Annotated in this window: 15 protein-coding genes; 2 read left to right on the forward strand and 13 right to left on the reverse strand. The window is 64.0% G+C overall.

What is annotated here, in order from left to right:
- Positions 1–10: 10 nt before the first annotated feature.
- The 12 genes from rbfA to AC3WOS_RS24900 form a co-directional block, all read right to left on the reverse strand.
- On the reverse strand, positions 11–421 hold the full coding sequence (gene rbfA, locus AC3WOS_RS24845; RefSeq protein WP_492719516.1) for a 30S ribosome-binding factor RbfA: 411 nt from the start codon (positions 419–421) through the stop codon (positions 11–13).
- Positions 422–509: 88 nt separating this feature from the next.
- Positions 510–3,371, reverse strand: a complete 2,862-nt coding sequence (gene infB / locus AC3WOS_RS24850) for a translation initiation factor IF-2 (protein ID WP_492719518.1) — start codon at positions 3,369–3,371, stop codon at positions 510–512.
- Between the two features lie 46 nt (positions 3,372–3,417).
- Positions 3,418–4,983: a transcription termination factor NusA gene (gene nusA / locus AC3WOS_RS24855; protein ID WP_492719520.1), complete on the reverse strand. Its 1,566-nt coding sequence runs from the start codon at positions 4,981–4,983 to the stop codon at positions 3,418–3,420.
- On the reverse strand, positions 4,980–5,468 hold the full coding sequence (rimP, locus tag AC3WOS_RS24860; protein WP_492719522.1) for a ribosome maturation factor RimP: 489 nt from the start codon (positions 5,466–5,468) through the stop codon (positions 4,980–4,982). The genes nusA and rimP overlap by 4 nt, the downstream gene beginning before the upstream one ends.
- A 309-nt stretch (positions 5,469–5,777) precedes the next feature.
- The gene (locus AC3WOS_RS24865; protein WP_492719524.1) at positions 5,778–7,970 is read right to left on the reverse strand and encodes a pseudouridine synthase; all 2,193 of its coding nucleotides are present in this window, start codon (positions 7,968–7,970) and stop codon (positions 5,778–5,780) included.
- Positions 7,957–8,760, reverse strand: coding sequence for an SMC-Scp complex subunit ScpB (gene scpB / locus AC3WOS_RS24870; RefSeq protein ID WP_492719525.1), 804 nt, complete (start codon positions 8,758–8,760; stop codon positions 7,957–7,959). Before scpB ends, AC3WOS_RS24865 begins: the two co-directional genes overlap by 14 nt.
- A 344-nt stretch (positions 8,761–9,104) precedes the next feature.
- The gene (locus tag AC3WOS_RS24875; protein ID WP_492719527.1) at positions 9,105–10,124 is read right to left on the reverse strand and encodes a glucokinase; all 1,020 of its coding nucleotides are present in this window, start codon (positions 10,122–10,124) and stop codon (positions 9,105–9,107) included.
- Positions 10,125–10,425: 301 nt separating this feature from the next.
- A complete protein-coding gene (locus tag AC3WOS_RS24880) occupies positions 10,426–11,394 on the reverse strand; it encodes a VTT domain-containing protein (RefSeq protein WP_492719529.1) in 969 nt (322 codons plus the stop codon).
- Between the two features lie 80 nt (positions 11,395–11,474).
- The gene (locus tag AC3WOS_RS24885) at positions 11,475–13,181 is read right to left on the reverse strand and encodes an ABC transporter ATP-binding protein (RefSeq protein ID WP_492719530.1); all 1,707 of its coding nucleotides are present in this window, start codon (positions 13,179–13,181) and stop codon (positions 11,475–11,477) included.
- Positions 13,178–14,452 (reverse strand): ABC transporter permease, encoded by a 1,275-nt coding sequence (locus tag AC3WOS_RS24890; protein WP_492719532.1) that lies wholly within the window; start codon positions 14,450–14,452, stop codon positions 13,178–13,180. Before AC3WOS_RS24890 ends, AC3WOS_RS24885 begins: the two co-directional genes overlap by 4 nt.
- Before the next feature lie 9 nt (positions 14,453–14,461).
- Positions 14,462–15,400: an ABC transporter permease gene (locus tag AC3WOS_RS24895; RefSeq protein WP_492719533.1), complete on the reverse strand. Its 939-nt coding sequence runs from the start codon at positions 15,398–15,400 to the stop codon at positions 14,462–14,464.
- Positions 15,401–15,428: 28 nt separating this feature from the next.
- Positions 15,429–17,216, reverse strand: coding sequence for an ABC transporter substrate-binding protein (locus tag AC3WOS_RS24900; protein WP_492719535.1), 1,788 nt, complete (start codon positions 17,214–17,216; stop codon positions 15,429–15,431).
- 671 nt (positions 17,217–17,887) lie between these two features.
- Here AC3WOS_RS24900 and AC3WOS_RS24905 point away from each other — a divergent pair.
- Positions 17,888–20,563: a TonB-dependent receptor gene (locus AC3WOS_RS24905; RefSeq protein ID WP_492719537.1), complete on the forward strand. Its 2,676-nt coding sequence runs from the start codon at positions 17,888–17,890 to the stop codon at positions 20,561–20,563.
- Here AC3WOS_RS24905 and AC3WOS_RS24910 read toward each other — a convergent pair.
- Positions 20,560–20,727, reverse strand: a complete 168-nt coding sequence (locus AC3WOS_RS24910; protein ID WP_492719539.1) for a hypothetical protein — start codon at positions 20,725–20,727, stop codon at positions 20,560–20,562. The genes AC3WOS_RS24905 and AC3WOS_RS24910 overlap by 4 nt on opposite strands.
- A 355-nt stretch (positions 20,728–21,082) precedes the next feature.
- Between AC3WOS_RS24910 and AC3WOS_RS24915 the strand changes: the two genes are divergently transcribed.
- Entirely contained in the window at positions 21,083–23,869 is a 2,787-nt protein-coding gene (locus tag AC3WOS_RS24915) for a TonB-dependent receptor (protein ID WP_492719541.1), read from the forward strand.
- Positions 23,870–24,003: the final 134 nt, after the last annotated feature.

Genomic DNA, 24,003 nt, shown 5'->3' on the forward strand with positions numbered 1-24,003 from the left:
CCTTCCACGCTTACTCCGCGTCCTTGTCCTGGCCTGCCGCTTCGTCGTCCAGCGAACGGGTGGCGTTGGCCTGGTCGATCAGGGCCGACAGTTCCATGCCGCGCGCCGTCGACGAGTCGTGCACGAAGTGCAGCTGGGGCAAGGTGTGGATGTGCAGGCGCTTGCCCAGCTGGCCGCGCATGAAGCCGGCCGCCTTGCTCAAGCCTTCGACCGTGTTCTTTACTTCTTCCTTGCTGTCTTTGAGCATGGTGAAGAACACCTTGGCGTGCGCGTAATCCGGCGTGACCTGCACTTCGGTGATGGTGATCATCCCCACGCGCGGGTCTTTCAACTCGAACGCGATGATTTCGGACAGGTCGCGCTGGATCTGGTCCGCCACGCGCAGGCCGCGCGCCGGGATGTTTTTGCTATGTTTAGCCATGATTCGAAATTGCTTTTCTTAAAATAACAAGTGGACGGGAGCCATTATGCGCCCGTCCACCTGGTGAAACGACTCTTATCTGTAAGGATTACAGCGTACGAGCGATTTCCTGTACTTCAAACACTTCCAGCGAATCGCCCACCTGGATGTCGTTGTAGTTCTTCAGCGACAGGCCGCACTCGAGGCCGGCGCGCACTTCCTTGGCATCGTCCTTGAAGCGCTTGAGCGAGTCGATCTCGCCCGACCACACGACGATGTTGTTGCGCAGCAGGCGTACCGAGGAGTTGCGCTTGACCACGCCGTCGGTGACCAGACAGCCGGCAATCGCGCCCACTTTCGACACCAGGATGACCTGACGGATCTCGACCTGGCCGATGACGGTTTCCCGCTTCTCCGGCGCCAGCATGCCCGACAGAGCCGACTTGACCTCGTCGATCGCGTCGTAAATGATGTTGTAGTAGCGAATGTCCACGCCGTTCGACTCGGCCAGCTTGCGGGCCTGGGCGTCGGCCCGGGCGTTGAAGCCGATGATGACCGCTTTCGAGGCCACCGCCAGGTTGACGTCCGATTCCGTGATGCCGCCGACGGCCGCATGGACCACCTGCACCCGCACTTCCGACGTCGACAGCTTCTGCAGCGAGCTGACCAGCGCTTCCTGCGAACCCTGCACGTCGGTCTTGATGATCATCGGCAGGTTCTTCACTTCGCCTTCGGCCATCTGGTCGAACATGTTCTCGAGCTTGGCGGCCTGCTGCTTGGCCAGCTTCACGTCGCGGAACTTACCTTGACGGAACAGACCGATTTCACGCGCCTTGCGCTCGTCGGCCATGACCATGACTTCTTCACCGGCTTGCGGCACTTCCGTCAGGCCCTGGATCTCGACCGGGATGGAAGGACCGGCTTCCGTGATCGGCTTGCCGTTCTCGTCCAGCATGGCGCGCACGCGGCCATAGGAAGAGCCGGCCAGGATCACGTCGCCGCGCTTCAAGGTACCGGACTGCACCAGGATGGTGGCGACCGGGCCCTTGCCCTTGTCCAGGCGGCCTTCGACCACCAGGCCACGGGCCGGCGCATCGACCGGCGCCTTCAGTTCCAGCACTTCAGCCTGCAGCAGCACCTGTTCCAGCAGGGCGTCGATGCCCTCGCCGGTCTTGGCCGACACCGGCACGAACGGCGATTCGCCGCCGTATTCTTCCGGCACCACTTGCTCGGCCACCAGTTCCTGGGTGACGCGGTCCACGTTGCCGCCCGGTTTGTCGATCTTGTTGATCGCCACCACCAGCGGCACGCCGGCCGCCTTGGCGTGGGCAATCGCTTCCTTGGTCTGCGGCATCACGCCGTCGTCCGCCGCCACCACCAGGATGACGATGTCGGTCGCCTTGGCGCCGCGGGCACGCATGGCCGTAAAGGCTTCGTGGCCTGGCGTGTCGAGGAAGGTGATGATGCCGCGCGGGGTTTCCACGTGGTAGGCACCGATGTGCTGCGTAATGCCGCCCGCTTCGCCGGACGCCACTTTGGCGCGGCGGATGTAGTCCAGCAGCGAGGTCTTACCGTGATCGACGTGACCCATGACGGTCACCACCGGCGCGCGCGGCACGGACTCGAAGTGAGCGTGCTCACCCTGGTCGGCCAGCAGCGCTTCCGGATCGTCCTGCTCGGCGGCATAGGCCTTGTGGCCCATTTCCTCGACCAGAATCATGGCCGTTTCCTGGTCCAGCACCTGGTTGATGGTGCACATCTGGCCCAGCTTCATCAGCTGCTTGATGACCTCGGATGCCTTGACCGACATCTTGTGCGCCAGTTCGGCCACGGTGATGGTTTCAGGGACGTACACGTCCTTGACCACGGCTTCCGTCGGGGCCTGGAAGTTCGTTTCGCGATCTTCCGAGTGGCCGCCGCGGCGACCGCCGCCCTTGCCACCGCTGCGCCATGCGTCGCGGCCGCCGGTCGAGCCGGTGTTGCCACGGCCCTTGGGCGCGCCAGGGGCACCGCGTTTCTTGGCGTCGTCCGACCAGGTCGACGACACATTGGCCGACTTGATCGACTTCTTGTCCGCCGTGACGGGCTTCTTCTCGTCTTTCTTCTCGCCAGGCTTCTTGTCGGCAGGCTTGTGCAGCGTGCCTTCCGGTGCCTTGGCCTTGACCGGAACCGGTGCCGGCTCCGGCGCCTTGATGGCGCGCCGCGGCGCGTTCATCATGGCCTTGATCTGTGCCACTTCGTCGGCCACGGCCTTGCGGGCGCGCTCGGTCGCTTCCGCTTTCTCGGCAGCTTCCTTGGCGGCGGCAGCCGCTTTCTTCTTCGCTTCCTCGGCGGCGGCCAGCTTCTTCTGCTCGGCGGCGCTGTCGTCGGCGACAGGCGCGGCGGTGCCGGCAGCGGCGGCGGTGGCGACGGCGGCAGCCTTGGCGGCCGCCTTCTTCGCTTCCGCTTCCGCTTCCTTCTTCGCTTCCGCTTCGGCGGCGGCGCTCGCTTTTGCCTGCGCTTCCTTCTCCGCGTCCAGCTTGGCCAGCGCTTCCTGCTTTTCACGCAGTTCCGCTTCCTGGCGGGCGATCATTTCAGCCTGCTTGCGTGCTTCCTCTTCGCGGCGGGCCACATCGGCCGGATCCACTACCGGCGCGGCAGGCGCGGCGGCAGGAGGCGGAGCGATATCGTCGCGCTGCACGAAGGTGCGCACTTTCTTGACGGCGACCTGGATCGTGCGCGACTTGCCCGTGGCGTCGGCCTGCTTGATCTCGGTGGTTTCCTTGCGCGTCAGCGTGATCTTCTTCTTTTCAGTGTCAGCCGCTGCGCCGTGGGTACGGCGCAGGTGATCCAACAACTTATCCTTATCATCTTTCGACAATGGATCTGACGTCGAACTTTTCTCGACGCCGGCAGAACGCAGCTGCGTCAGCAGCAAATCTGCAGGCATCTTCAGTTCGGTGGCAAATTGGGCTACGTTGTTACTCGCCATTCAGTCCTCTTTTCTATGTGTCGCGGAGATGATAAAGATACTCAAATTAAGCCTTTGCGGATTCGGCAAGACTCCATGCCCTGGCTTGCAACGCCTTGGCACGATCGTCGTACTTCGAGTCAACCAACTTCATCTCTTCGTCGGTCACATCTTCAAATTCACTCTTAATCAGTTCTCGTGCACGGTCGGCGGACAGGGCCAGGATGGCGCCAAATTCGTCGTAGGCCAGTGCAGCAAATGCTTCTACAGTCTTGATACCAGCCAGACCCAGCTTGCCGGCGGTGATACGGTCCATGCCTTCCAGACCAACCAGCGCCTCGTCCATGCCTTCCAGGCCTTCTTCCGAAGCGATCGCTTCGGTCACCAGCGCGTCGCGGGCGCGGGTCCGGAGTTCATTGACGGTATCTTCATCGAACGATTCGATTTCCAGCATTTCGGAGATCGGCACGTAAGCGATTTCTTCCAGGCTGGCAAAGCCCTCTTCCACCAGGATGTCGGCCACTTCCTGGTCGACGTCCAGCTTTTCCATGAACAGGGCGCGCACGGCGGCCGTTTCCTGGGCTGCCTTGTCGGCCGATTCCTCGGCCGTCATGATATTGATCTTCCAGCCCGTCAGGTCCGACGCCAGGCGCACGTTCTGGCCCGAGCGGCCGATGGCGATGGCCAGGTTTTCCTCGTCCACCACCACGTCCATGGCGTGCTTCTCTTCGTCCACCATGATGGACGACACGTTGGCCGGGGCCAGCGCGCCGATGACGAACTGGGCCGGATCTTCCGACCACAGCACGATGTCCACCCGTTCGCCGCCCAGCTCGCCGGTCACGGCCTGCACGCGCGAACCGCGCATGCCCACGCAGGTACCGATCGGGTCGATGCGCTTGTCGGCCGTGTAGACGGCGATCTTGGCGCGTACGCCGGCGTCGCGGGCGGCCGATTTAATTTCCAGCATGCCCTGTTCGATTTCCGGCACTTCCAGCTCGAACAGCTTCATGATGAACTCGGGCGCCGTGCGCGACAGGATCACTTGCGGGCCGCGCATGTTGCGGTCGATACGCAGGATGTAGGCACGCACGCGGTCACCGATACGCAGGTTTTCCTTCGGGATCATCTGGTCGCGCGGCAGGCGCGCTTCGATCTTGCCCGATTCGACGATGGCGTCACCGCGCTCCATGCGCTTGATGGTGCCCGTCACGAGCGAGTCGCCGCGCTCCAGGAAGTCGACCAGGATCTGTTCACGCTCGGCGTCGCGCACGCGCTGCAGCACCACTTGCTTGGTGTCCTGCGCGAAGCGGCGGCCGAATTCCACGGATTCGATCGGCTCTTCGATGTGGTCGTCCACTTCGATGTCGGGAATCTGTTCCTTCGCTTCGAACAGCAGGATTTCCTGGTCCGGCAGCTGGAGGCCAGCTTCATCCGGCACCACGTGCCAGCGGCGGAAGGACTCGAATTCACCCGACTCGCGGTCGATCGAAACGCGGATATCGACTTCACCTTCATAGCGTTTCTTCGTGGCTTGCGCCAACGCGAATTCCAGCGCGCCGAATACGACATCCTTATCGACGTTTTTCTCACGCGCCAGCGCGTCTACCAATAACAAAACTTCGCGACTCATGCTTTGCGTCCCTTAAAAACCACCTGCGGCACCAAGTGTGCCTTATCCACATCGGCGAGCGTAAACTCCAACAACGCCGGCCCATCTTTACTTTCAAATTCCAACGATAAATTCTCGCCCTGGGGTTCCTGCAGAACGCCCTGGTAGGTGCGCCGGTTATTCGTGTCCGGCAAGGCGACGCGCAGCTTGACGCTGGCTTCACAGCCCGCAAAGCGCACAAAGTCGGCCATTTTCCGCACCGGACGATCGAGGCCCGGCGACGAGATTTCCAGACGTTCGTAGTTGACGTTTTCCACCGTCAGCACGTGCGACAACTGGTGGCTCACCGTGGCACAATCTTCCACGGTGATCGGGCCTTTTTCGGCCACATCTTCCGCCGAGAAATCGATATACACGCGCAGCAGTCCACGCTCGGCCCGTTCGACATCAACCAGCTCATAGCCCAGACCGGACACGGTCTTTTCAATTAATTCCGGCAGCTGCAAGAAATTCTCCAGATCAAAGTCCGTTTCCACTATGAAAAACGGACCGTTCAAAACGGTTCACCAAAAAAAAAATGGGCATCTGCCCATCTTCTTGTATTCCCAGCCAGATGAAAGCACTCTCAGCAAATTAATCCTGCGAAGAACTTTAACTAGGCTGGTTATTATAACCTGATCTTCCCTGTGCCGCAATGCCGCAGATACCCCAACGGCAGGCTTACAACAGAGAAAATCGGGCTACAAGCCCCAAAAACAGGGCAAACAGCGCCTGGCGGCCGACGCGGCAAACAGGCCGCGACGGCCGTCGCCACGTCAGCCTTTACGGCGGCGCGGCATGCCATGGTCGATGGCGCCGCCACGGGGCGGCTGGTTGCGGCGCGGCGCGCTGGCGTTGCCGAAACCGAAGGTGGTCTGCAGCGGATCGGGCTGGCGCGGACCGCGCTGCGGGCCCTTGGCGGCGCCGAAACCCTGGCCCTGGCCTTGACCCTGGCCTTGCGCACGACCTTGCCCCTGACCCTGGCCTTGCGCACGGCCCGGACCTTGTGGCTTGCCCCGGCCCTGCCCCTGGCCTTCGAAACCGCCGCCCAGCGGACGGCCGCCAGCGTAGGCACCCAGGCCTTGCGGACGGCCACCTGGACGGCCGCTCTGGCCCATGCCCGCGCCGCCCGGACGACCCATACCTGGGCCGCGGCCCTGGCCACGGGCCGGTTTCGGGAACGGCAGCGCATTGTCGTTGCTGACGTCGATGCGGTTGAAGTTAGGCTCATCGCGCTCGTCGTGCTCATCGCGTTCAGCGCGCTCACCGCGCTGGCCGCGCTCGCGCTTCGGACCGGCGCCCTTGGCGTTGGCGCCGCGCGCTTCGCCCGGCACTTTCTTTTCCACACCGTAGGCGGCCATCAGGTCGCGCACGGTGTTTTCTTCCATCTCTTCCCAGCGGCCGCGCTTGAGGCTGCTCGGCAGCGTCATGGCGCCGTAGCGGGTACGGATCAGGCGCGACACGGTCAGGCCGATCGCTTCGAACATGCGGCGCACTTCGCGGTTACGGCCTTCGCCGATCACCACGCGATACCACTTGTTGATGCCTTCGCCGCCGCCATCGGCGATCTTGGAGAACTGCGCCAGGCCGTCTTCCAGCTCGACGCCGGCCAGCAGCTTCTGGCGCATGCCCTCTTCCAGCTCGCCCAGCGTACGCACCGCGTATTCGCGGTCGATGCCGTAGCGCGGGTGCATCAGCCGGTTGGCCAGGTCGCCCGAGGTGGTAAACAGCAGCAAGCCTTCCGTATTGAAGTCCAGGCGGCCCACGGCCAGCCATTTGCCGGCCTTCATGGTGGGCAGGCGGTCGAACACGGACGGACGGCCATCCGGATCGTCATGGCTGACGATCTCGCCGGCCGGCTTGTGGTAGACCAGCACGCGCGGCGGCTTCTTGCTCACGCGGCGCTGGATCAGCTTGCCGTTGATGCGGACCTGGTCGGTATCCAGGATGCGCTGGCCGATGTGGGCCGGCTCACCGTTGACGGACACGCGGCCAGCAATGATCAGTTCTTCCATGTCGCGGCGCGAACCGAGGCCCGCCTCCGCCAGCACCTTGTGCAGCTTGGGCGCATCGTCATCCGCCGTCAGGTCGCGGCGCACGGCTTTGGCCGGCGCGGCGCGGCCCTGGCCGCCGCCTTCGCTGTCGTAGGCATCCGAGGTCACGAACGAGAACACGGCATCGGCATCGTTGGCCTTGGGCGCACCGCCCTTGCCACCCTGGGCGCCGCGCTGTTGCTGCTTGCCGCCCTTGCCTTTTTGCTGGTTGGGCTGGCCCTTGCCGGCGCCGCGCGCTTCGTTGCGGGGACCGCGCTCGTGGCGTGGCTTGCCATCCTTGGGCCACACGCCTTCGCCTTCGGCCGGCGCTTCGCCTTCAACGGCGACTACTGGCTCGGGACGCGGCATGGCGGCCTGGCGGGCGGCGCGCTGTTCGCGCATCTGGCGCGGACCGCGCGGCGGACGTGGGCCGCGCTCGGCGCGTTCGCCGGCGGCAGCTTCGGCCGGAGCGGACGTCGCTGGCGCGACGGTCTCGGCAGTGCTGGATGCGGCAGCTGGCGCAGGAGCAGACGTAGCAGCAGCGGCAGGCGCGGCCGCTACAGGTGCGGCAGCGGCTGGCTTGGCGGCAGCTGGTTTGGCGGCGACTGGCTTGGCAGCGGCCGGCTTGACGGCAGCTGGCGTGGCGGCCGGCGCCGTTTCCGGCGCGGCAGCGTCGGCCTTGGCGGCCGGCTTGGCGCGCGGCTTCTTGATGGGTGCTTCGGCAGGCGCGGCGGCGACCGGTGCCTCGGCGGCCGGTGCGGCAGCCTCGGCTACCGCCTTCGGTTTGCGCTTGGGCTTGGCCGCGACGGGTTCGCCCGCAGCGGCAGCGGCCGCGTTGTCGGCTTCGATCTGGGCTTTGGTGCGGCGTTTAGGCTTGGCGACCACTTCGGCGGCAACTGCGCCGCTGACTGACTCTGGAGAATTAGGATTGTTCATTATTCATTTCTTGGTTGTGCTCAGCGTCAACCGTTAAATCTGGCGCAGGGCCGTGGGTAATGGCCGGGGCCGGCGATACATCAGCCGTCCCCGCGTCGTGGCCGGCTTCCGGGCTTGCCGTGACATCTACGGCCACTTCCGCCTCACCATCCGTACCAACTGTTTGTTGCGCGGCATTATGTGCCGCAAAATTTTCCTGCAGGGCCGCTTCCAGCGCTTCCATATCGGGACCGCCACCCTGCATTTCACTGATTGTCTGCAACGGCGGCAGCTGGGACAGCGAATTCAAGCCCAGATCATCCAAAAACTGCTTGGTCGTGCCCAGCAAAGCGGGGCGGCCGACCACGTCGCGATAACCGATCGCATCGACCCAGCCGCGGTCTTCCAGCATCTTGATCGTCTGCGAGTTGACGGCCACACCGCGGATTTCCTCGATGTCGCCGCGCGTCACCGGCTGGCGGTAGGCGATGATGGCCAGCGTTTCCAGGGTAGCGCGCGAATATTTGGGCGGCTTTTCCGGGTTCAGGCGGTCCAGGTACAACTTCATTTCCGGCCGGCTCTGGAAACGCCAGCCGCTCGACAGGCTGACCACTTCGATGCCCTTGCCAGCCCAGTCCAGCCGCAATTCTTCCAGCAATGCCTTGATCGTATCGGCGCCGACCCCGGGGCCACGCGGCCGGCCCTGGTCGTCCACGTCGACATACAGCTTCTTCAGACTGTGGATGGACAAGGGCTCATGCGCGCACAGCAGCGCGGTTTCGAGGACTTTTTTCGCCTCACCTGTATTCATAGCAATCTTGTGGCTGCATTCACATGCAAGAAAGAAATCAATAACAATCAGTGAGGCGTATGGCCGGCATCCGGGATGCCGCCTGGCTGGAGTACTCGCTGAAGCTGGTTTTTCCGACGCCCGGGCCGATGCGCGCTGAGCGGGAGGGAGAGACATACCACCTACGGTGCCGCGACACTGAAGCAGCTGCCGTTGATTTCAAGTGAAACGCGATCCTGGCGCGCCGTTTTCGGGCGAAAAGCGGTGCGAACGATCCATGCCGTTTCATCCAACAGAGCGAATTGTACCTGATAAAAGACTGAAAAGCGCATTTCGCTCACGGCGAAATGTAACAGAGCTTACGCTTAAGCAAGTCTCTCGGACAAGATTGCCGACACACCAACGAAGGCCGGGTACTCAGCCGTGATGACGAAAGTGGGCACTTTGGCCAGGTAGGCAGCAAAGCGGCCCTTCTGTTCGAAGCGGGCACGGAAGCCGGAACGGTCGAAGCGTGCACCAAGACGGGGCACGATGCCGCCGCCGATGTAGATTCCGCCCTGGGCGCCCAGTGTGATGGCCACGTTGCTGGCCACCGTGCCCAGCATGCAGCAGAACGCCTCGATCACCTGGTCGCACAGGGCCGATTCGCCGGCCAGTGCGCGGCGCGTGATTTCCGGCGCGCCGATCGCTTCCGCCGGCACGCCCGTATGGTCGGCCAGGGCGCGGTAGATCAGTTCGATCCCGACGCCCGACATCAACCGTTCGGCCGACACGTGCTCGAATTCGCGCCAGGCGAAACGCAGGACGGCGATTTCCGTCTCGTTGACGGGCGAGAAACTGACGTGACCGCCCTCGCTGAGCAAAGCCGTCCAGCTGTCGCCGGCCGGGATCAGGCCGGACACGCCCAGCCCCGTGCCGGCGCCGATCAGGCCCAGCGGGGCACCGGCCTGGGCCGCGCCGCCGCCCACCTGGTGCTTCTGGGTGGCGGACAGCAAGGGCAACGAGCGGGCCAGGGCCGTGAAATCGTTGACCACCACCAGCGTCTCGAAACCGCACTCGGTGCGCAAGGCTTCGATGGAAAACTCCCAATGGTGGTTGGTCATGCGCACCAGGTCGCCCGTGACGGGATTGGCAATGGCGATGGCACCCTGCCGCACCGGCCCCAGGCCCGCCTGCACCACGGCCGGCAAGGCCAGGTAAGCCTGCAAGGCGGCGGCCAGGGTCGGATAGTCCGCACATGGCAATACATTGATCAGGTCAATCCGGCCCGGCGCCAGTTCCAGGGCGAAACGTGCATTGGTGCCTCCCACATCGGCCAGCAGGCGCGGGCCGCCAGGGAAAGCAGTGGTCGAAGAGTGCGGCGCTGGGATGGACTGGGCTGTCATGATGGATCAAAAGAAGTTGAGCCCTAAGCTTAATGGATTTCTTAGCCGATCCGCAAGTATTGTTTGTAGTTTTAGTACACGCATAGCGACATTTCCTACAAAAAATTACATTATGAAATATTGGCCTCGTAGTATGACTACCATTTCAAGGGTTGGCGGCGATCGGAAGCGTGCCGGCGCGCGGCGGCGCGGCGATACCGGTGCGGGGCGGATCGAATAGACGAAGGGAGGATGCGCGGCGCAGCGGACCGGCCAGGCGGTCATGCAGGCTACAAGCGACGGCCGTGCCGTCGCGCAGGGATCAGACGGCCGCGGTACTGTCGTGCACGACTTTGGTCGGGGCTGGCACCGGCGCCGGCCCGAACGCCAGGTTCCACGCTTCCAGGCCGCCGTGCAGCGGCTTGGCACGGTGGAAGCCATGGGCCAGCAGTTCCTTGGCCACGTGGGCGGCCGACACGTCGTTAGGGCAGCTGCAATAGACGACGATGTGGCGATCCTTGTCCAGCGCCGCCAGTTCCGGGATCGGCACGCCGCCATTGAACAGCAGCGCGCCCGGCACGGCCGGCTCCAGCAGCTGCGCCGTCGCGCTGCGGGCGTCCACCAGCACCGGCTCGTGGCCCTCATCGAGCAGGCTTTTCAACTCGTCGATGGTGATGCGATCCACCTGCACGGACTGGTGGAAACGCTTGCGCTCCACATACTTGAACGTTACGAACAGGCCCAGCAATACGCCCAGCACGATCAGCGCCGTCGTGCCCATGGTGCTGAGGATGCCCAGCACCTGCGCCACGCTGGTGTGGAAATAGGCGCCGATGCCGATGCCGGTGCCGCTCCACAGCAGGCCGCCGGCCATGCTGAAGCCGAGGAAGGTGGCCTTGGCCGTGCCCATGGCGCCGGCCAGCGGCGAGGCGATGGTGTTGAAACCGGGGATGAACTTGGACACCATCAGCGCCTTCGGTCCCCAGCGCTTGAAATTGTCTTCCGTCTGGCTCACGCAGTAGTCGGGCGACAGCGAGATGCGGCACAGCAGCTTGAGGATGCGTTTGCCGAAGTAGCGCCCGGCGTGGAACCAGAACTGGTCGCTAATCAGGCAGGCCAGCAGGCTCACGGCCAGCACGCCGGGCCAGGCCAGGTCGCCGTCCTTGGCCAGCGCGCCGGCCACGATCAGCACCGGATAGGCGGGTATGGGCAACCCGATCTGCTCGACCAGCACGACGGCGAACACGATCAGGACGCCGTATTGTTGCAGCAGTGGGATGAGATTGGCCATCCCGCTATCTTAGCGTAAAACGGCGCCGCCGGCTGGACGGCAGGCCGCCGCCAGGGCGCGCCGGCCGCAGGCCTGGCCCACTAACCGCCAAGGCCGCGCGGCACGGCCGCCAGCAGGCTGCGCGTGTACGGATGGGCGGGATTGCGGTACAGCTGATCCGAATTGGCCAGCTCCACCACCCTGCCCTGGTGCATCACCATGACCTGGTCCGCCATGTATTTCACGACCGACAAGTCGTGCGAAATGAACAGGTAGGACAAGCCGTATTCATCCTGCAAGTCCTGCAGCAGGTTAAGCACCTGGGCCTGCACCGACACGTCCAGCGCCGACACCGATTCGTCGCACACGAGGATCTCCGGCTTCATGGTCAGGCAGCGGGCGATGGCGATGCGCTGCCGCTGGCCGCCGGAAAACTCATGCGGATAGCGGTGCATGGCCTGCGCCGGCAGCCCCACCCGCTCCAGCAGCTGGCAAGCCATGGCATTGCGGACCCGGTCGTCGGCGCCGATGGCGTGGATGCGCATCGGCTCCAGCAGGATCTGGCCCACCGTGTAGCGCGGATTGAGCGAAGCGTAGGGATTCTGGAAAATGATCTGGATGCGCCGCTTGTAGGGCAGGAATTCGCGCGCGCTCATGGCCAGCAGGTCGCGCCCCTCGAACATGGCGCTGCCGGCCGTGGCCTGGTGCAATCGCAGCAGCGTGAGGCCGACCGTGGTCTTGCCGGAACCGGACTCGCCCACCACGCCCAGCGTCTTGCCGCGCGCCAGCGTGAACGACACGTCGCGCACGGCCTGGAACTCGCGCTTGCCGAACCACCCGTCACGCAGCTGGAAACTCTTGCTCAGCTGATGCACCGTCAGCACCGTCTCGTCATCCGGCGCGTAGCCGCGCACGCGCTGGCGGGCCGGTTCGGCCTGGGCGCCGGCCTTGCCGTCCAGGTAGTCGGCGATCACGGGCAGGCGCCAGGGCCGCGCCGCCAGCGGTGGCCGGCAGTGCAGCAAGGCCTGGGTGTAAGCATCGCGCGGCTGGCCGAACACCTGGCGCACGGCCCCCGTCTCGCGCACTTCGCCGTGGCGCATGACGATCACGTGGTCGGCGATCTCGCCCACCAGCGCCAGGTCGTGGGTGATGAACAGCACCGACATCCGGTGCTTGCGGCGCAGGCTGGCCAGCAGCTCCATGATCTGCTTCTGTATCGTCACGTCCAGCGCCGTGGTGGGCTCGTCGGCGATCAGCAACTGCGGTTCGCAGGCGATGGCCATGGCGATCATCACGCGCTGCTGCTGGCCGCCCGAGAGCTGGCCGGGATAGGCGTCGATCTTGCGGGCCGGGTCCGGAATGCCCACCTCGTCGAGCAGCGCCAGCGTGCGGGCGCGGGCCTGGCGCCGGTCCATGCCCATGTGGCGCCGCAGCACCTCGCCGATCTGGAAGCCCACCGTGAACACGGGATTGAGCGAGGACATGGGTTCCTGGAAGATCATGGCCACGTCCTTGCCGCACAGGGCACGCCGCTCCCGGGCGTCCAGCGCCAGCAGCTCGCGCCCGCCGAAGCGGATGCTGGCGGCCGGATCGATCGTGGCGCTGTCGGGCGGCAGCAGGCCCATCACGGCCAGCGCGCTGACCGATTTTCCGCTGCCCGATTCGCCCACCAGCGCCACCGTCGCATTGCGCGGCACGTCGAACGCGATGCCCTTGACGGCCTCCACGCTGCGTTGCCGGTCGATACGGAAGCGCACCCGCAGGTCGCGCACTTCCAGCAAGTTATCGGTGCGGTGATCGGCGTTCATGCCTGGCTCCTGATCTTGGGATCGAGCGCGTCGCGCAGCGCGTCCGTCAGCAGCGAGAACGCCGTCACCAGCAGCGCCATGGCCACGGCGGCGGCCGTCAGCTGCCACCACTTGCCCAGTATCAGCTCGTTCTGCGCCTCGTTCAGCATGCTACCCCAGGACACCACGCCGACCGGCACGCCGAAGCCCAGGAAGCTGAGGATGACCTCGGCCTTGATGAAGCCCACCACCAGGATAGACAGCTGCACCAGCGCCACGTGGCTGACGTTGGGAAAGATGTGGCCGAACATCTTGCGCCAGTGCGAGGCGCCGATGGCGTCCGCCGCCAGCACGTATTCGCGCCCCTTGTGCTTGATGTATTCGGCCCGTATCAGGCGGTACGGGCCGGTCCAGCCTGTCAGACCCAGGATCAGCACGATGGTAGTCACGCCCTTTTGCTGCAGCACGGCGGCCACGGCCAGTATCATCAGGATGGACGGGATGGCAGTGAAGATGCTGTAGAACCAGTTGAACAGGTCGTCCACCAGACCGCCGAAATAGCCGGACACGGCCCCGAACAGCGTGCCCAGCGCCACAGCCAGCAGGGCCGCCACCAGGCCGACGACGATCGACGTTTCGCCGCCCTTGATGGTTTTCCTGAGTACGTCATGGCCCCATTTGTCGGCCCCGAACGGCAGGCTGGCCAGACGCGCCGCGTGGCCGCGGGCGGCGGCCGGCAGCGTGGCGCGCAACTGCGCCAGGTCGGCCGCCAGCGGATCGGTCACGCCGTACAGATCGGGCGCAGGGGCGCCCTGCCCGTTCAGCTGGGCCCGCAGTTCGGCCAGGTCGACGGCAAGCGGGTCGAATGGGTTGTCGGGCGGTGGCGCGGCGTTTGTGGCGGTAGCGGTGGCGGTGGCAGCGGAGCTGGAGGCGATGCCCGAGGCAGCCGCGGCAGGTACGCCAGCCGCGTCCGGTTCCGGTGCGGAATTCGGCGCGGACGCTATCGCAGTCGCGCTAGCGCTAGCGCTTGCACTTGCACTTGCACTTGCACTTGCACTTGCACTTGCACTTGCACTTGCCGCCGGGTTCGCATGCTCCAGCAGGAACGTGGGCGGCGCGTAATTGACGGCCACCTCATCCTCCCAGTCCGCCACGATCAGCCCGCTGGCCGACAACAGCAGCATCAGCAGGAAAGCCGCCACCACGGCCAGCGCCGCCATGGCCAGCCGGTCGGCCCGCAAGCGGCGCCAGGCCAGGGCCCACAAGCCGGGAGATGCCAGGGAATCACGCATCGCTCGTCCTCATGTCAGCTGCACGCGTGGATCGACGGCCTGGTACAGCAGGTCGGTGAGCAGGTTGACGACCATGGTGGCGACCGCCACATAAATCGTGATGGCCTTAATGACGGGAAAATCGCTGCGCTCGACGGCCAGGATCACTTCGCGCCCGATGCCGGGAATGCCGAAGAAACGCTCCAGCAAGAACGCGCCGATCAACAGCGCCGGCAGGTTCGACATCACGTAGGTAATGATGGGAATGGCGGCATTGCGCAGCACGTGGACCCACATCACGCGCCGTTCGGACAGCCCCTTGGCGCGGGCCGTGCGCACATAATCCTGCCCCACTTCATCCAGCACGAAGCTGCGGAACAGCCGCAACGTGGGCGCCACCGACACGGCCAGCCCGATCAGGATCGGCAACGGTGCATAGCGCAGCAGGTTGCTCCAGAAACTGTCGCCCCAACCCTGCACGGGAAACAGTCCCAGCCGGTAAGCCAGGCCGTACTGGAACCCGATGATGTAGACCAGGATGCTGACCGACATGCCCACCGTGCAAGCGACCATGACGGCGCGGTCCGTCAGCGAGCCGCGCACGAAGGCGATGGCCAGCGCCAGCCCGATGCCGAGCGCCGTTTCCAATATGGTCAGCGGCACCAGCACCGTCAGCGACGGCCCCAGCCGGGTGGTCACGATGCTGGACACGGCCTCGCCCGTAGCCCAGCTCTGGCCGAAGTCGAACGTCACGATCTGCTTGATAAAGATCCACAACTGCACGTAATACGGCTGATCCACGCCCAACTGGTGGCGGATGTTGGCAATGCTCTGGGCATTGGACATCTTGCCGGCCAGGATATAGGCGGGGTCGCCGCCCACCCAGTTAAACAGGATGAACACCAGCAGCACCACGCCCAGCATGGTGGGCAGCATTTGCCACAGACGGCGCACGATATAAGCAAACATGATCTTTTTCTTCTTTTATTAGCTGCGCTTATCTGGCAGGGCCGGCCGTGCGGTCGAGGTCGATGTACGGCCATTCCTGATGCAGGATGGGATGCTTCTTATACCCCAGCACGGCCGGTTGCGCCAGCATATTGCGGTAACGGGCATAGCCCATCAGGGCGGCGCCGTTGACTTCGATGCTGCGCGCCATCTTGTGGTACAGCGCATCGCGCTCCGGTCCGGCCGGCAAGGCATGGCTGGCCGCGTACCAGGCGTCGAACTGCTTATCCTTGTAACAGGCAGCGTTGTTCTGGCCCACATTGCCGCCGTAGAACAGTTGCATGAAGTTGTCGCCGTCGGGGAAGTCGGCAATCCACTGGAAGTTGCGCGTTTGCAGCTTGCACAGCGGCTCGGCCTTCATGATGTCGCCCAGCGTCATGCGCTCGTTGTCCATGTGGATGGCCAGCGCGTTGTAGGTCTTGCGCCAGATTTCGGCCTGCAGCACGCCGCTGGCCTCGTTGCGCGACGTGTAGCGTACCCGCAGCGGCTTGCCGTCGGGCAGCGTGCGCCAGCCATCGGAGTCCTTCTTGTAGCCGTAGCGGTCGAGCAGCTTGTTGGCCAGCACGGGATCGTACTGCAGCAGGCTGCGGTAGGCGGGATCGTGACCCACCACGCCGGGCGGGATGGGGTATTGCACCGGCGTGGCCTGGCCATTCCACACCAGGCGGATTTCCTCGTCCACGTTGTGGGCCATGGCGATGGCGCGCCGCAGGGCGACCTTGTCCTTGGCTGAGCCGCCCAGCACGGGATCCTGCATATTCCAGTAGTAATAAGTGATCTCGGGGTCGATCAGGCGCGACAGCTGGATGCCCCTGGCCGCCAGTTCGGGCCGCAACTTGCCGTCGAGCAGGGCCTTGGGCGCCAGCGGACCGTCCAGCCAGAACAGGTCGGCCTCGCCGCTGGTGAAGGACAGCCAGCGCGACTGGTCTTCCAGCTGCACCGTCATCTCGATGCGGCCGATCTGGGGGATCTTCTTGCCCCGCATCTGGCGCGCGATGCGCTGGTCGTCCGGGTCGTCGCCGGGCTGGAAGTTCCACACCATGGGCCGGTGCCCCGGATTTTCCTCAAGCACGATGCGGCTGCCGCGCACCCACTGGCCCAGCTGGTACACGCCCGTGCCCACCGGATGGTCGGCCACCTCGCCCTTGCTGTCGCCGTAGCGAGCCACCACTTCGCGCGCCAGCGCCCCCAGCGGCACATAGGCCAGGATCATGCCCAGGTTGAAATCGGTCTGGGTCAGGTGGATGCGCAGCGTATAGCGGTCGACCTGCTCCAGCCCCGCCACGAGCCGGTCGTAATCGAACTTGCCGCTGCGCCTGGCGTCGGCCGCCAGCTGGTCCAGGCCGACGATCTTGCCCTCGAGCAGCCAGCTGTGGGGCGAGGCCAGGCGCGGGTCGAACAGCCGCTTCCAGGAATATACATAGTCGGCCACGGTCAGCTCGCGCCGCTGGCCGCCAAATGCCGGATCCGGCGTGAAATAGATGCCGCGCTGCAGGCGGATGGTGTAAGTCTTGCCGTCGGCCGCGATCTCGGGCAAGGCGGCGGCCGTTTGCGGCGCCAGCTTGACGGGGCGCGCCAGGTAGTCGTAGGTGTACAGGGTCTCGAAGATGGCTTCGTTGACGTGGCCCGTGTACAGGTCGCGCGCGATGGCCGGATCGAAACTGGTCTCGGCCGCCGGCAGGATGTAGCGCAGCACCTTGACCGGCGCGGCGCCGTCCGCCGCCAGCGCTGGCGAAGCCGGGGCCGCCAGCAGCAGCCCGGACAGAAAGACCAGCATGGGCAATGTACTTCCATTCATTGTCGGCCTTCCTGCGCTGGGTCTCGATGGTTTCTGGGGAGCAAACAGGCGTAACAATAACCGAAATCTGCCACGGCCGGCAGCCGGACGGTGGGCCAGCCGCCCCCCCCCCCCGCTCCCTTGGCCGGGGCGCTGTCGCGACGATGGCGACGTCGAATCGCCTGCCAGGCTGGCCATGCGCGCAAGGCGTCGCGCAGACCAGCCCGTCAAGTGCGCGCCGTTTCCGGCTATCGCGCCACGCGAGTGTATATCTGACACAACACCGCGGCGCGCCTGTCGCCCTGTATCCACTGCATTTTTTGTATCGCCAACAAAGGCCGCCGCATCGCCTTTCCCTCGCCGCCAGCGTGAACGAAATCGAACCAGATGCATCGTTTACAGTTAAATAGACGGCATTATTGCGATAATTGCATTTTCAAACTTCGAAGCCAATCGATAATCAACAAAATAAAATTCTGAATAGAATTTAACTTGCCATTCATTATTTGAATTTGCCGCATCCAACATTATTGACAGAGGGCAAGCCGCGATGGTCTTATTAATTGCTTGAAGATTAACCTTACTTCAAAAAATAGACGCGCAAGGGGTCGACCAGCCCGCTGGCTGCACCCGACTAAATAACAATCAGGATGTTTTTAGGGAGTTCTGTAATGATGAAAGAAACTGCAATCGCCCGTTCGGTGCGCCTGGTGTGCGCCACAGGCCTGACGCTGAGCCTGGGCATGAGCGCCGCCGCCGCGCTGGCCCAGAGCAGCGATAACCAGCCCATGCAACGGGTGGAAGTGACGGGCTCTTCGATCAAACGCCTGGTATCGGAAACGGCCAATCCCCTGTCCGTCATCAAGGCTGAAGATTTCGTCAAGCAAGGTTTGACGACGGCCCAGGAAGTGCTGGACCGGATTCCCTCGAACACGTCCAGCCTGAGCTCGGGTAACGTGGTGGGCGGCAACAAGAGCGGCCTGCCCACGGGTGGCCAGTCGAGCGCCGATCTGCGCGGCCTGGGCAGCGACAAGACCCTGGTGCTGCTGAACGGACGACGCATCGCCAACCATCCCTACGACGGCGCCAGTGTCGACCTGAACATTATCCCGATCTCGGCCCTGGACAAGATCGAAGTGCTGCGCGACGGCGCGTCCGCCATCTACGGTACCGACGCCATCGGCGGCGTCATCAACTTCATCACCAAACGCTCGGTGCAGGCGACGACCGTCGCGGCCGAGGCCATCATGCCGCGCGCACCGGGCGCCGACGAGAGACGGCTCAATATTTCGTCCGGTTACGGCGACCTGAACAAGGATGGCTTCAACCTGTTCGGCGTGTTCGATTACCACAAGCTCGACATCCTGACCTCGCAGCAGCGTGACTTCTCCAAGACCGGCATCATCCCGGAGCGCGGCCTGAACCTGACCTCGGGCACCACCTTCCCCGGCAACTACTTCGACCCGGGCTCGAATGCCGTCGGCAACCCGGGCTTCGCCACCGGTTGCGACCAGCCCTATTCGGTCCCCCGCGCCAGCAACGGCACTTGCCGCCAGGACTACACGCGCCTGATCGACGACTTGCCGGCGCAAAAGCAGACTGCGTTCTTCGGCAAGGCCACCTTCAAGGTCAACGACGACAACCAGATCAATGTCGAATACCTGCACTCGGCCAACGACGTGGTATCGCACACGGCGCCGCCGCCGCAGACCGGCCTGATCCTGCCCATCACCAGCAAATACTATCCGGGCAACGCGGGCGGCGTACCGGCCCAGCCCGGCCTGTCGGGCCAGCCGCTGTCCGTCAACTGGCGCCCGCTGGAAGCGGGCCAGCGCCAGATCAACTCCCTGGGCGCCTCCGACCGGCTCAGTATCAACGCCGAGGGCCTGGCCGGCGGCTGGGATTACAAGACCGGCTTTACCCTGTCGCAAAGCCGTTCGGCCGAATGGTTCAACGGCGGCTACGTGCGCGACGACGCGTTTGCGGCCGGCGTCCTCAACGGCGTACTGAATCCGTTCGGCCTGCAGGACGCGGCCGGCAAGGCTTACCTGGACAGCACCGCCCTGCGCGGCAAGGTGCAGGATGGCACCACCCGCAACACCGGCATCGATGCCAAGGTCAGCCGCGAACTGTGGGACATGGCCGGCGGCAAGGCTGCCGTCGCCATCGGCGGCGAACTGCGCCGCGAGGAAGCGAACTTCTTCGTCAACCGCGACATCGCCAGCCAGGCGGCCAGCTCCGGCCTGTCGGGTTCGCAATCGACGTCGGGCGCGCGCACCATCAAGGCCGTGTTCGGCGAAGTCAACCTGCCGTTGGTGCCCGACTTCGAAGTGCAGTTCGCCACCCGCTTCGACCAGTACAGCGACGTCGGCAACACCACCAATCCCAAACTGGGATTGCGTTACCAGCCAACCAAGCAAGTGTTGCTGCGCGGTTCGGCCTCGACCGGCTTCCGCGCCCCCACCCTGTTCGAGAAGAATGCGCCGGCCTCGAAGAACGATACCAACAACTCATACAGCGACCCGGTCCTGTGCCCGGGCGGCGTGATCTCCAGCAATCCGATCGCCAACCCGCTGCGCGACTGCGATTTGCAACAGTTCAAACTGCAGAGTGGCAACTCCAAGCTGAATCCGGAAAAATCACGCACCTTCTCGGCCGGCATCGTGCTCGAGCCGATACCCCAGGCGACGCTGGCGGTGGACTACTGGAACATCAAGCTGCGGGACAAGATCGATTACCTGCCGGAAGAGGTCATCTATGGCAACTACGCCAAATACCAGGACCGTTTCCTGCGCAATGCCGATGGCTCGCCCTACGCCATCCTCGACCCCAAGGAAAACCTGGGCAAGGTCAACACGGATGGCGTCGACGTCAGCTTGAACCTGCGTTCCAGCGACGCCGCCTACGGCAACCTCTCGTTCTCGCTCGATGGCACTTATACCCACAAGTATGAGTACCAGGTTGAACGCGGCGGCGATTTTACGCAAAACGTGGGCGTGTATGCGGCCAACAATCCGGTCTTCCGCTGGAAGCATAATGCCGCGCTGAACTGGCGCCAGGGTGTGTGGAGCGCGACGCTGGCCCAATCGTACAAGAGCGGCTATACCGACCAGAACCTGGACCTGGCGCCACAGTACCTGAACCACGTGCCGTCCTACAGTCTGTGGAACCTGTCGGCCAGCTATACCGGCCTCAAGGGCGCCACCCTGACGGCCGGCGTGAAAAACCTGCTGGACAAGACGCCGCCGTTCTCCAACCAGGGCACCTTGTTCCAGAAAGGCTATGACCCGCGCTACACGGACGCGGTCGGCCGCGCGCTCTACCTGCGCGGCAGCTACACCTTCTAAGCAGTTTCAAGCGCTGCATCGGACGCCGCCGGCTTATCACCAGCGGCGTTTTTCTTGTGATGTGCATGAAGCGCGCAGCGCTGGCGGTTTAACAAGATGGCCATTTTCCAGCGTCCCAATTTTGACATTTTTGCATCATTTTGGTGCATCTTCAGCGCCGTCAAGGCTAGTTTGTGCCGCACCGCACAAACATATGCACCAAAATGCTGCATCAGCGCACAACGCGCACACCGCGCTCCCTCGTCATTTCCTAACCGACCCGCAAAATGAAATGCTGCAACGCAGCATGATTTCCTCACGACATTTCCAAATCGCAAACAATTTGTTGCTTTTTCACGTCAAATTAGACGATTTTGTTTGACAGGCAACGTCACATGGTGTTCTGATGCGCCCCTTCTGAAAATACATTAAGTGATTTTTGGAAAGAATTGGCGACTGATGCTTTGCTCCCGCTACCCACGAGGCAGCAGGGAGCGCGTTTTGCCGCCGTCTAGATATCTTTCTAAGGAGTTTTTGGTAATGATGATGGAAACGGTAATTTCCCGCTCCGTGCGCCTGATGTTCTCGGGCAGCGTGGCGGCAGCAAGCCTGGGCCTGCTGGCCCAGCCGGCATTCGCACAAGACGCCAACATCCAGCGCGTCGAAATCACGGGCTCGAGCATCAAGCGCGCCTCCGCCGAGACCGCATCCCCGGTCCAGATGATCGGCCGCGAAGAACTGATGAAATCGGGCAAGGCGACCGTCGCCGAGTTCCTGCAGACCCTGACCGTGGACGGCGCCGGCTCCCTGCCGACCGGTTTCGGCAGCGGCTTCGCCGCCGGCTCGACCGCCATTTCCCTGCGCGGCCTGGGCGCCACCTCCACCCTGGTGCTGCTGAACGGCCGCCGCATGGCGCCGTACGCCCGCGCCGATGACGGCCAGAAGAGCTTCACCGACCTGTCCACCATCCCGATGCAGATCGTGGAGCGGATCGAAGTGCTGAAAGATGGCGCCTCATCGACCTACGGCGCCGACGCCATCGCCGGCGTGGTCAACATCATCCTGCGCAAGGACTTCGAAGGCGTGCAGCTGAAGGCCGACACCGGCGCTTCGCGTTACAGCGACAACAAACAGAACAACATCGCCCTGACCGTGGGCAAGGGCAACCTGGACGACGACAAGTACAACCTGGTGTTCAACGCCGAGTACAAGAAGTCGGACCTGTTGGCCGCCAGCGACCGCGCCGACCGCGGCTGGATCGGCCACGGCGACATCCGTCCATGGGGCTACACCCAGAACACCCAGTACATGGGCGGCTACATCACCCCCGGCAACGCCTCCTACACCCCGACCGGCGCCCTGCGCGATCCGAAGACGGGCAACTACGTGTCGCTGGGCGGCTGCAGCCAGTTCTCGCAGACCGCCAAGCAAGACCCGGCCGGCGGCTGCCTGTGGTCGCAGGACCAGTTCCGTTCGCTGCAACCGAACGTGGAAACGGTCAACCTGTACACGCGCGGTACGCTGCAACTGAACGCCGACCACCAGATCTACACGGAACTGGGCTACTCGCAACGCAACAGCTCGTTCACGCTGGCGCCCGTCTCGGCCACGCCTAACGTGACCTTCCCTGGCACGGCAGCCAACCCGACCGGCATCATCCTGTACAGCAACGACGTGCAGATGGCCGCCTCGCACCCGCAGAACATCTTCGGCGTGAACACCCGTATGCGCTACGCCATGTTCGACGTGGGCCCAAGCAACCACATCGCCAACAACCAGTTCAACCGCTTCGTCATCGGCGCCAAGGGCACGGCCTTCGGCTGGGATTACGACACCGGCCTGACCCACTCGGAATCGAAGCTGCACATCGAGTGGACCAACCAGCTGAACATGAAGGTGGTGAAAGCCGCCCTGGGCGACCCGACCAGCCAGTACTTCCCGTACTACATCGGCAGCCAGGCGTACAAGAACCCGGCGTCGCTGTACGCCGCCATGGTGACCAACGCCACCTCGGACTCGACCACCAAGCTCGACATCGTCGACTTCAAGGCCTCGCGTGAACTGTTCGCGCTGCCAGGTGGCAACCTGGGTCTGGCCGTGGGCGCCGAGCACCGCCGCGAGCAGCTGGACAATCCGTCGCTGAGCGGCACCGCCGACGGTTCAACCAACACCAGCTACGTGGCCGCCAAGGGCGACACCAAGGTCTCGGCCATGTACGCCGAAGTGCTGGCCCCCATCGTGAAAACGGTGGAACTGTCGGCCGCGCTGCGTTACGACCACTACAGCCAGTTCAACTCCACCACCCCGAAACTGGGCCTGAAGTGGACCCCGGTCAAGAGCTTCGCCCTGCGTGGGACCTACACGGAAGGCTTCCGCGCCCCCGGCGTGGCTGAATCGAGCGCCGACAGCCAGTCGACCGGCTCGTCGTCCGTGGTCGATCCGGTGCGTTGCCCTGGCGGCAAGCCAGCCGCCGGCGGCGCCACCACGCTGGACTGCAACATCCAGATCGGCGCCGTCAAGGTCGGCAACCCCAACCTGGCCCCGGAGAAGTCCAAGGGCTACACCCTGGGCATGGTCTGGGACCCGCTGAACGACACCAACATGTCGCTCGACGCGTGGAAGATCCGCCGCACCAACGAGATCAACCCGCTGTCGTACGTGGAAGCGGCATCGCTGCCGACGGCCGTGCGCCAGGATAACAACCTGGTCGTGAACGGCGTCGTGATCCCGAACTCGGGCACCCTGCTGATCTCCAAGGCCCCTTACCAGAATTCCAGCTACACGGAAGTCAAGGGTATCGACCTGGACGTCAAGCAGCGCCTGCGCCTGGGCAACTACGGCAAGGCCACCATCAACCTGGTGTGGTCGCACGTCGCTTCGTGGGTACGCGCCGACAAGAACCAGACCTTCCAGTTCGCCGGCACCCATGGCAACTGCGATACGTCGGACTGCGCCGGCACGCCGAAGGACAAAATCAACCTGATCACCTCGTGGGACAAGGGTGACTGGAACGTCAGCGGCACCATCAACTACCGTTCGGACATGAAGAACATCCGCTACGAAGGCGCCAACTGCGCCACGTTGATGGCCGATGGCAGCAAGTCGCCGAACGGCGCCTGCCGCCTGGCCTCGTTCACCACGCTCGACCTGTCGACCCGCTACAACTACAGCAAGCAGCTGCAACTGTTCGCGTCGATCAACAACGTGCTGGACAAGATCGCCCCGCTCGATCCGCTGACCTACGGCGGCATGAGCTTCAACCCGATGGACGCTTCCGGCGCCACCGGCCGCTACTTCAAAGTGGGCGCGCAGTACAAGTTCAACTGACCTGAACTGATCTGAACCGATCCGGCCGGCCTTGCCGGTCCGGGCCTGAGGGCGGTGAGCAATCACCGCCCTTTTTCATGGGCGGTCCCGACGCCAATACTGGTCCGCCGGCCCCGGCCAGTGCGGACCTTGGC

The organism is Rugamonas sp. FW305-51, assembly GCF_058786935.1.